The 8,524-nt window shown below is 60.0% G+C and carries 10 protein-coding genes; 9 read left to right on the top strand and 1 reads right to left on the bottom strand.

Annotated elements, in window-relative coordinates; genetic code table 11:
• From QZ498_RS06970 to QZ498_RS06930, 9 genes are all read left to right on the top strand, one after another.
• The coding region (locus tag QZ498_RS06970; protein WP_294621093.1) for a hypothetical protein at positions 1-605 on the top strand (605 nt) is incomplete at its 5' end.
• A gap of 119 nt (positions 606-724) precedes the next feature.
• Positions 725-1,396 (top strand): DUF1629 domain-containing protein, encoded by a 672-nt coding sequence (locus QZ498_RS06965; protein WP_294621092.1) that lies wholly within the window; start codon positions 725-727, stop codon positions 1,394-1,396.
• Positions 1,397-1,540: 144 nt separating this feature from the next.
• The gene (argC, locus tag QZ498_RS06960) at positions 1,541-2,569 is read left to right on the top strand and encodes an N-acetyl-gamma-glutamyl-phosphate reductase (RefSeq protein ID WP_294621091.1); all 1,029 of its coding nucleotides are present in this window, start codon (positions 1,541-1,543) and stop codon (positions 2,567-2,569) included.
• A gap of 17 nt (positions 2,570-2,586) precedes the next feature.
• Entirely contained in the window at positions 2,587-3,057 is a 471-nt protein-coding gene (gene ccmE, locus QZ498_RS06955; protein WP_294621090.1) for a cytochrome c maturation protein CcmE, read from the top strand.
• A gap of 99 nt (positions 3,058-3,156) precedes the next feature.
• Positions 3,157-3,768 (top strand): holin-associated N-acetylmuramidase, encoded by a 612-nt coding sequence (locus QZ498_RS06950; protein ID WP_294621089.1) that lies wholly within the window; start codon positions 3,157-3,159, stop codon positions 3,766-3,768.
• Positions 3,759-4,334 carry a holin family protein gene (locus tag QZ498_RS06945; RefSeq protein WP_294621088.1) on the top strand — a complete coding sequence of 192 codons (576 nt, stop codon included), beginning with the start codon at positions 3,759-3,761 and terminating at the stop codon, positions 4,332-4,334. Before QZ498_RS06950 ends, QZ498_RS06945 begins: the two co-directional genes overlap by 10 nt.
• Positions 4,335-4,417: 83 nt before the next feature.
• The gene (locus tag QZ498_RS06940; RefSeq protein ID WP_294621087.1) at positions 4,418-6,388 is read left to right on the top strand and encodes a heme lyase CcmF/NrfE family subunit; all 1,971 of its coding nucleotides are present in this window, start codon (positions 4,418-4,420) and stop codon (positions 6,386-6,388) included.
• On the top strand, positions 6,388-6,849 hold the full coding sequence (locus QZ498_RS06935; RefSeq protein WP_294621097.1) for a cytochrome c-type biogenesis protein: 462 nt from the start codon (positions 6,388-6,390) through the stop codon (positions 6,847-6,849). Before QZ498_RS06940 ends, QZ498_RS06935 begins: the two co-directional genes overlap by 1 nt.
• A gap of 75 nt (positions 6,850-6,924) precedes the next feature.
• Entirely contained in the window at positions 6,925-7,710 is a 786-nt protein-coding gene (locus tag QZ498_RS06930; protein WP_294621085.1) for an enoyl-CoA hydratase-related protein, read from the top strand.
• Between the two features lie 40 nt (positions 7,711-7,750).
• Here the strand turns inward: QZ498_RS06930 and QZ498_RS06925 are convergent, their stop codons facing one another.
• Positions 7,751-8,515 (bottom strand): calcium-binding protein, encoded by a 765-nt coding sequence (locus QZ498_RS06925; RefSeq protein WP_294621084.1) that lies wholly within the window; start codon positions 8,513-8,515, stop codon positions 7,751-7,753.
• Positions 8,516-8,524: the final 9 nt, after the last annotated feature.

The following is an 8,524-nucleotide window of genomic DNA, read 5'->3' as shown; positions in this document are numbered from 1 at the left end:
GGCATCAGCGGTTGACGGTGACGGTCATGACGCCAGAGGGGCCAGTCTCGGGCGAAAGCGTGATGGGGGTTGAGTTCAGAGACCCGCCTGACAGCCTGGCCGTGATAGATAATTTCACAACCGATGGATACGGTGAAGCCGTAGTCGTGGATTTGGGTGATGGGCGCTATCTGTTTGCCTTGCTGCATGGGAGCCCGGATGGTTTGGCCGGTCAGCTGCGCGAAGCCTATCGTGATATTTACGACGCGCATCGCGCCTCGGGCTATGGTCGATACATCCGGAAGGTGAAGGCGGACGGGACGGTAAGAGTGCTTCCCGAACATGCCTATCCGATGCTTGTGGCCTTTAAAGATTTGTCAGTGCCGGAAAGCGTTGTCGAGGTGCCGCCCGATGACCTCGAATCCGTTTTTGGCGCGGGCTATGCGCTGGACAATATGACCATTGAGATCACGCGGGCCCCGCTGACGATGGGGCGTGTTGTGTCTGTTCTGCCGTGGTTGCCAAGCAGAGATAAAAACCTTCGACCGTCAGACGCGAAGTTTTCAGAGGATGTCTTGCCAGTGGAGACAATTGGCAGGCCTAGTTTCATCAGGAATAAACCATGACCGCTATTTCCAAGGACCTTTTGCTCGCTATTCCCGCAATGGTTCCTCCAAAACGCGGCTGGAAGGCGGGTGAGTGGTTGGGCTATTGCGGCGCGCCACGGGATTGAAGGAGAAGCGAGATGGTCTGGGGTTTGAAGGAACCGAGCGGGTTTGGGCAGTTCTTTTTGGAGGGTGATTATGTGGGGTTTGATGACCGTTTGAAAGACTATTTCAGTACCCAAATGTCGGATGCTGAAAAAGCTGAAATGGGGATGCCGGAGCGGTTTTCTTACACTGCGTTCTACAACAAATTCACCAAAGACTTAGGCCCGCTCAAGCCACATGAATGCCCGACGGAATTTCAGGTTCAGTTTAACCAGGCGACGTCATTCGGATCGCTCGTTAAATTAACCTCTAAATTGTTGACTGTCGATGAAGCGCTGAAGACAATCATCGAAACGCTCGATCCTGGGGTGCATCAGTTCTGGCCGATCGAGATCAAGCTGCCGCGCGGCAAGCCTTTTCCCCGGCAGTTCTATGGCCTGCGGATCGGCCGTTTTCTGGACAGTTTTTCACCGGAGGAAAGTAGTTTTTCGTCCTTCCGGGAAGAGTTTGGGATGTACTATGTCGATCAGCCGACAAAGGAGTTTTACGCAGGACTGGTAATGCGTAGCGAAATTATTGGCACCTCGAATCTTTGGCGCGAAAAGAAGCTGAAGCAGCCAGAAATTTGTTTCTCGGACAGGCTTAAAGAGGCCGCCGATACGGCGGGCCTGCGCCTGCCCAAGCATTATAAGATGAAAGAAGTCTGAATATGAGGCAGAGGTTTTGTGGGCCTCAATCGGGCATGCTTAAAAAATGAGTTTTGGATTGCCGGAGGGGCTTGCGCCTTGGGTGCTCTTGGCTTTCGACTTGGGAGACTGTACCCAAGCGGCGAATTTCGGAAGGGATAAGATATGATCAAACAGATCGCCATTCTGGGCGCCAGTGGATACACCGGGGCGGAGCTTGTCCGGCTGATTGCCACCCATCCGGGGATGGAGATTGCAGCGCTTGGGGCGAACTCCAAGGCGGGGCAGAGCATGGCGCGGGTGTTTCCGCATTTGCGGCATCTGGACCTGCCTGATTTGGTGACAATCGACGAGATTGATTTTTCCGGCATCGACCTGTGCTTTTGCGCCTTGCCGCATAAGACCAGCCAAGAGGTGATCAGCGCGCTGCCGAAAGATTTGAAGATCGTGGACCTGAGCGCGGATTTCCGGCTACGTGATCCTGAGGCTTACGAGACATGGTATGGCAACCCGCATTCGGCGATCGAAATGCAGGGTGAGGCGGTTTATGGCCTGACCGAGTTTTACCGTGATGAAATCAAAGCCGCGCGGCTGGTGGCCGGGACGGGGTGCAATGCCGCCACCGGGCAATACATCCTGCGGCCATTGATTGCCGCCGGGGTGATCGGGTTGGAGGATATTATCCTTGATCTGAAATGTGGTGTGTCTGGTGCGGGGCGGTCGCTCAAGGAAAACCTGCTGCATGCGGAGTTGAGCGAGGGGTATCACGCCTATGCCGTGGGCGGCACCCACCGGCATCTGGGGGAGTTTGACCAAGAGTTCAGCAAGATCGCGGGGCGGGAGGTGAAAATCCAGTTCACGCCGCATCTTATTCCGGCGAACCGGGGGATTTTGGCCACTGCCTATGTGAGCGGTGAGGCCGAAACCATTCTTGGCGCGCTGATGGCGGACTATGATGGCGAGCCCTTTATCGAGGTGCTGCCGCTTGGCGAGGTGCCGAGCACGCGGCACATTCGGGGCAGCAACTTTTGCCATATCGGTGTGGTCGCGGACCGTATCGAGGGGCGGGCGATTGTCATCGCGGCCTTGGATAACCTGACAAAAGGTAGCAGCGGGCAGGCATTGCAGAATGCCAACCTGATGTTAAATATTCAAGAAACCGAAGGTCTGATGCTGGCCCCGGTCTTTCCGTAAGCCTTGGGAGGGCACGCATGAAAACGCTGAAGAAGAAACGCCGGGTTCAGATTATTGCCCTCGCGGCGGTCGCTTTGGTGGTTTCCACGGCGCTGATTGGCTATGCCATGCGGGACGGGATCAACTTTTTCCGGTCGCCCAGCCAAGTGATGGCAGAGCCGCCCGAGCCTACGGAAGTGTTCCGGATTGGCGGTTTGGTTGAAGGCGGAAGCCTTGTGCGCGGTGAGGGAGAGACCATTCGGTTCAAGGTAACCGATGGTGGGGCCTCGGTGCCTGTGGCTTATACGGGTGTTCTACCTGATTTGTTTGAAGAAAATCAGGGCATGGTCGGGATGGGCAGCTATCGCGATGGCGTCTTTGAGGCGACCGAGATTCTGGCCAAGCACGACGAGGATTACATGCCCAAGGAAGTGGTGGACAGCCTGAAAGAGCAGGGTGTCTATCAGGAACCGGGGCAGGAGTATAACGGGCATAACAGCGGGAGCTGAGTGCTGTTTTGCGTCGTTGAGCGGCCAGCGCACGGTCAATCATACCTGAATTAACCATTTCGCCTGATCCTGCCTTTCAAACGGCAGGAGACAGAGGCGATGGAGAGCGTTTCCCAGATTGCGAAAGAGATTGTCGCCCGTGAGGGTGGCTTTGTGAATGACCCTGACGATCCGGGCGGGGCCACGAACTATGGTGTGACCATTCACACCCTGCGCCGGTTGGGGTTGGATGTGACCGGCGACGGGGTGGTGGATGTGGCCGATGTGCGGGGCCTGAGCCGCGCGCAGGCCGAGCGGATTTTCATCGAGCATTATTTCAAGCGCCCCGGCATTGCCCGGCTGCCGGAGGTTTTGCAGGCCAGTGTGTTCGATATGTATGTCAACGCCGGGGTCAATGCGGTGAAGATCTTGCAGCGGTTGCTGGGGCAGATGGGGCAGGCGGTGAGCGTCGATGGTGTGATCGGGCCGCAAACGGTTGCGGCGGCGCAGGCGGCGGCGCGGGCCGCGCCGGGCCACATCGCTGATGCTTACGGTATCGCAAGGCGGAATTACTATTTCCGGCTGGCCGACAGGCGGCCCGCAAGCCGCAAGTTTGCGCGGCGGCGCGATGGCGGCAAGGGCGGATGGATCAGGCGCGCCGAGGAGTTCATCGCGCCGCGATACCATTTGTCGGACGCGGAGTTTAGCGAGAGGGTGGCGTCATGGGGTTGATCGAACGACTGTTCACGCTGGTGTTTGGCGGGGGCCGCAACGTGGTGAAGGACACCGTGGAGGTGTTCCGCGAGAATGCCGAGGCCGGGGCCGAGCGGGCGGCAGACCACAAGGCCGAGGTTGTCGCGCAATATGGCGCCGAGTTCGCGGCACCTGCGCGGGGATGGTTCGACCGATTCATGGATGGATTGAACCGGGTGCCGCGCCCGGCGATGGCGCTTGGCACTCTGGGGCTATTCATCGCCGCCATGGTGGAGCCGGTTTGGTTTGCCGAGCGGATGCAGGGAATTGCGCTGGTCCCGGAGCCTTTGTGGTGGCTTCTGGGGGCGATTGTCAGCTTTTATTTCGGGGCGCGGCATCAGGTGAAAGGCCAGGAATTTCAACGCTCTATCGCCGCGACGATGGCGCGGGCGCCGGTTGTGGTGGAGAACCTTCGCGCACTCCGGGCCTTGCGGGCCGATAGCCCCGGGGCGGCGGATTCGGGGCGGGATGCGACGCTGTCGCTGGCGGTGATCAAGCCCGAGGCGAACCCGGCCTTGGAGGATTGGCGGCAATCGCGCGTTTGAGCGGCGTACCCCGCGACAAATTGATCACCGGGCAGTGCCGAATGCGCTTTGCCCGGTGGCTCGTAAAAGTTATATTCAAAACTATGATTACAGAAATTGGTCACTTCGCCCTTATCCTTGCCTTCCTTGTCGCCGCCGTTCAGGCGGTTGTCCCGCTTGTTGGCGCGCAGAAACGATGGCCCGGCTGGATGGCCGTGGCCGAGCCCGCAGCGACGGCGCAATTCTTGCTGACTGCGCTGAGTTTTGCTGCGCTGACCTATGCCTTTGTGGTGTCGGACTTTTCCCTGCGTCTGGTGACGTTGAACAGCCACTCGGACAAGCCGTTGCTCTACAAGATTACCGGGGTGTGGGGGAATCACGAGGGCTCCATGCTGCTATGGGTGTTGATCGTCACCCTTTTCGGCGCGTCGGTTGCGTGGTTCGGGTCGAACCTGCCGCCGGGGTTGAAGGCGCGGGTGTTGAGCGTTCAGGCGATGGTGGGCGTGGCGTTTTTCGCCTTTATACTGTTCACCTCGAACCCCTTCCTGCGCATGGCGGTGCCGCCCTTTGACGGGCAGGATTTGAACCCGTTGCTGCAAGACCCCGGTTTGGCCTTTCATCCGCCGTTCCTGTACCTTGGCTATGTCGGGCTTTCGATGACCTTCTCCTTCGCCATTGCCGCCTTGATCGAGGGCCGTGTGGATGCCGCTTGGGGCCGGTGGGTGCGGCCCTATACACTGGCGTCTTGGTTGTTCTTGACCTTGGGGATCGGCCTTGGCAGTTGGTGGGCCTATTACGAGCTAGGCTGGGGCGGATTCTGGTTTTGGGATCCGGTGGAAAACGCCAGCTTCATGCCGTGGCTGATTGCTGTTGCGCTGCTTCATTCGGCGATCGTGGTGGAAAAACGCGAAAGCCTGAAAAGCTGGACCATTCTTCTGGCCATCATCGCCTTCGGTTTCTCGATGGTCGGGGCCTTTATCACCCGTTCGGGAATCATCACATCGGTGCATGCTTTCGCGACGGATCCGGAACGCGGCATGTTCCTGTTGCTGATCTTGGCGGTGTTCATGCTGGGCGGGCTGACGATATTTGCCGCGCGGGCCAATGCCATGCAGGCCAAGGGGGTCTTTGCCCCGGTAAGCCGCGAGGGCGCTTTGGTGGTCAATAATATTCTGCTTGCCGTATCGACCTTCGTGGTCTTTGTGGGCACGCTTTGGCCGCTGTTCAGCGAGATGATGTTTGACCGCAAGCTCAGCGTGGGCGCACCCTTCTTCAACATGGCCTTTACGCCGTTCATGGTGGTGCTGGGCCTTGTCCTGCCGGTGGGTGCGATGCTGCCATGGAAGCGGGCAAATCTGAGCCGCACGTTCAAGCCGTTGCGTGGGGCTTTTGCCCTGTCGGTGGCCATCGGTGTTCTGGCCTATGCCATGCAAACCGGGCGGAGTGGCCTTGGGCCCGTTGGGCTGTTTTTGGGCGCTTGGCTCATCTCGGGCGCGATGGTGGATTTGTGGAGCCGGACGGGCCGGGGTGAAAACCGGTTTGGTCGTTTGCGCCGCCTGCCGCGGGCCGATTGGGGTAAGTCCACGGCCCACGCGGGGCTTGGCGTCACCATGGCCGGCGTGGCCGCGATGATGGCCTGGGAGGTTGAGGATATCCGCGTGGTTCAGGTGGGCGACACTTTCGAGGTGGCGGGCTTCACCCTGACGCTGGAGGATGTGCGCGAGATCGAAGGCCCGAATTACGACTCGACCCAAGGGGTTGTGGGGCTGGCCAAGGATGGCCGCGAGATTTCGACCATGTACCCCGAAAAGCGGTTTTATCCGGTGGCCAAGATGCCCACCACGGAAGCCGCGCTTGATATCGGGTTCTGGCGAGATGTTTACGTTGTGATCGGCGATCCGCAGAGTAATGGCGGATGGGCGGTTCGGACTTATTACAAGCCTCTGGCCAACTGGATTTGGGGCGGTACGATCCTGATGGCAATCGGTGGTTTGCTGTCGCTGAGCGACCGGCGCTATCGCGTGGCGGCTGGCGCGCGGCGCGCCGCGCCCACGGAAGGGGTACCGGCGGAATGATGCGTTTTGCCCTGTGTCTGGTCGCTTGCGTGATGCTGGCGCTGCCGGTGGCGGCGGTGCAGCCGGACGAGATTCTGGACGATCCCAAGCTGGAAGAGCGGGCGCGGGAAATCTCGGGTGGTTTGCGGTGTCTGGTGTGCCGCAACGAGAGCATTGACGATTCCAACGCGGACCTTGCGCGCGATATGCGGTTGTTGGTGCGCGAACGGTTGCTGGCGGGCGATAGCAATGAGGAGGTTGTTCAGTACATTGTCGACCGCTACGGCGAATATGTGCTGCTGACGCCGAAAGCCACGGGATCGAACCTTGTGCTGTGGCTGGCCGGGCCTTTGATGCTGATCTTCGGCGGGGCGATTGGCGCGCTTTACCTGCGCCGCCGGTCCGAGGCGAGCCCGGAGGCGGAAAAGGATGTGCTTTCGCAGGATGAGGCCGAGCGGCTGCGGCGAATCATGGACGAGTGACGCGCCGTTTCCCTTTGCAGCGGGCCGCGATTGCGGTTTGAATGCCCGCAAAGCCAAGGCAAGGGAAAGAGACCAGTGAAAGATTATCAGACCATCACGTTGGAGATTGACGAGGGCGCGGCAATTGTGACGCTGAACCGCCCCGACAAGATGAATGCGCTCAACACCCAGATGCGGGCCGAGATCACCGATGCGGTGAAGACGGTGTCATTGGAGCAGTCGGCGCGGGTGATCGTGTTGACGGGCAACGGCAAGAGTTTTTGCTCGGGGCAAGACCTGAGCGATGGGGGCAATGCCGCGAATTTGGATCTGGAGCGGGTTCTGAGGGATGAATATGTGCCGATGCTGCGGGCAATTTTCGACTGTCCGGTGCCGACGATCTGTGCGGTCAACGGCCCGGCGGCCGGGGCCGGGGCGAATCTTGCGCTGGCCGCCGATGTGGTGATCGCGACCGAGAGCGCCTATTTCCTGCAGGCCTTCACGCGGATCGGGTTGATTCCCGATGCGGGGGGCACCTATTGGTTGCCGCGTCAGATGGGGGCCGCGAAGGCCATGGGCGCGGCCTTGTTCGCAGAACCGATCAGCGCCCGGCAGGCCGATGACTGGGGCATGATCTGGGAAGCAGTGGCTGATGAGGCGTTTGACGCCCATTGGCGGGCCCGGGCGGCGAAACTGGCGCAGGGGCCGACGGTGGCCTATCGCGGGCTGAAAGAGGCTGTGCGTGGCGCGTGGGACCATACGCTGGACGGGCAGTTGGAGTTGGAAGCCAAACTGCAAGGCACCTGCGGCACCACCCGGGATTTCAAGGAGGGGGTCATGGCCTTCCTCGAAAAACGTTCCCCGAAATACGAGGGACGTTGAAAACCGGGCGGAGGCGACCCACTTGGGGCGTGGCCCGGCGTCAGGCCGCGTAACGCCCGATGACGACGTTTTGCAAGGAAAAACCGGGGCTGCTGTTTCGCAAGACAGCGACCGCCTGCCCATCGGCACGAAGGGTCGTGATGCCGGCTTGCGAATCCCGTTCGACCGTCAGTTCCGGCGGCGGGCCATCGCCGTCATAGACGAAGGACAAGACATCTTCGGCGGTGTCGAAATCGGTGATTTCAACGGGATCATCGCCGCTGATCCAATCGCCGAGGGCAAATTCGTCTGCGCCGTCGCCGCCCGCGATCGTATCGCCGCTACCGGCCACGACAGTATCGTTGCCGTCGCCCAATTCCACCACGTCGCCGGTGTCGGGGCTCTTGGCCATGTCATATTGGAACACCACATCGGAAATCCGTTGAATGCCTTCAAGAGAGTCGCGCAGCGCGGCTTCATCAACAAGGTTCGCAGATTCGATGAAATCGTCGCCCGCCCCGCCATCCAGATGATCGGCGCCGGTTCCGCCGATCAGGACATCCGACCCGTCACCGCCGGAGATGTCATCGGCACCGTCCAACCCAATCAGCCAATCGTTGCCTTGCCCGCCCAAGAGCGTATCGTCGCCAGCCTGTCCGACGATAAGGTCGTTTCCGCCTGCTCCGTCAAACATGTCGTCGCCTTGAGACCCGGCAAAGCCATCGGCCCCATCCCCGCCTTCCGTCTCAGGGTCATCAGGAGCAGCGAGGCCCGTGGCCCCGGCAAGGGTTGCGCCAACCAACAGGAAGAGGGCGAGAAAAGTCATGGGTGCGAT

Origin of the sequence: uncultured Roseovarius sp. (assembly GCF_913057115.1) — a bacterium.
Lineage (GTDB): Bacteria > Pseudomonadota > Alphaproteobacteria > Rhodobacterales > Rhodobacteraceae > Roseovarius.
This window is presented reverse-complemented; position numbering and strand designations above follow the sequence as displayed.

Bases quoted from the DNA above. Each gene is read 5' to 3' on its own strand.
- argC (WP_294621091.1), top strand. From the start codon at position 1,541: ATGATCAAACAGATCGCCATTCTGGGCGCCAGTGGATACACCGGGGCG.
- QZ498_RS06925 (WP_294621084.1), bottom strand. From the start codon at position 8,515: ATGACTTTTCTCGCCCTCTTCCTGTTGGTTGGCGCAACCCTTGCCGGG.
- QZ498_RS06940 (WP_294621087.1), top strand. From the start codon at position 4,418: ATGATTACAGAAATTGGTCACTTCGCCCTTATCCTTGCCTTCCTTGTC.
- QZ498_RS06945 (WP_294621088.1), top strand. From the start codon at position 3,759: ATGGGGTTGATCGAACGACTGTTCACGCTGGTGTTTGGCGGGGGCCGC.
- QZ498_RS06965 (WP_294621092.1), top strand. From the start codon at position 725: ATGGTCTGGGGTTTGAAGGAACCGAGCGGGTTTGGGCAGTTCTTTTTG.
- QZ498_RS06935 (WP_294621097.1), top strand. From the start codon at position 6,388: ATGCGTTTTGCCCTGTGTCTGGTCGCTTGCGTGATGCTGGCGCTGCCG.
- ccmE (WP_294621090.1), top strand. From the start codon at position 2,587: ATGAAAACGCTGAAGAAGAAACGCCGGGTTCAGATTATTGCCCTCGCG.
- QZ498_RS06950 (WP_294621089.1), top strand. From the start codon at position 3,157: ATGGAGAGCGTTTCCCAGATTGCGAAAGAGATTGTCGCCCGTGAGGGT.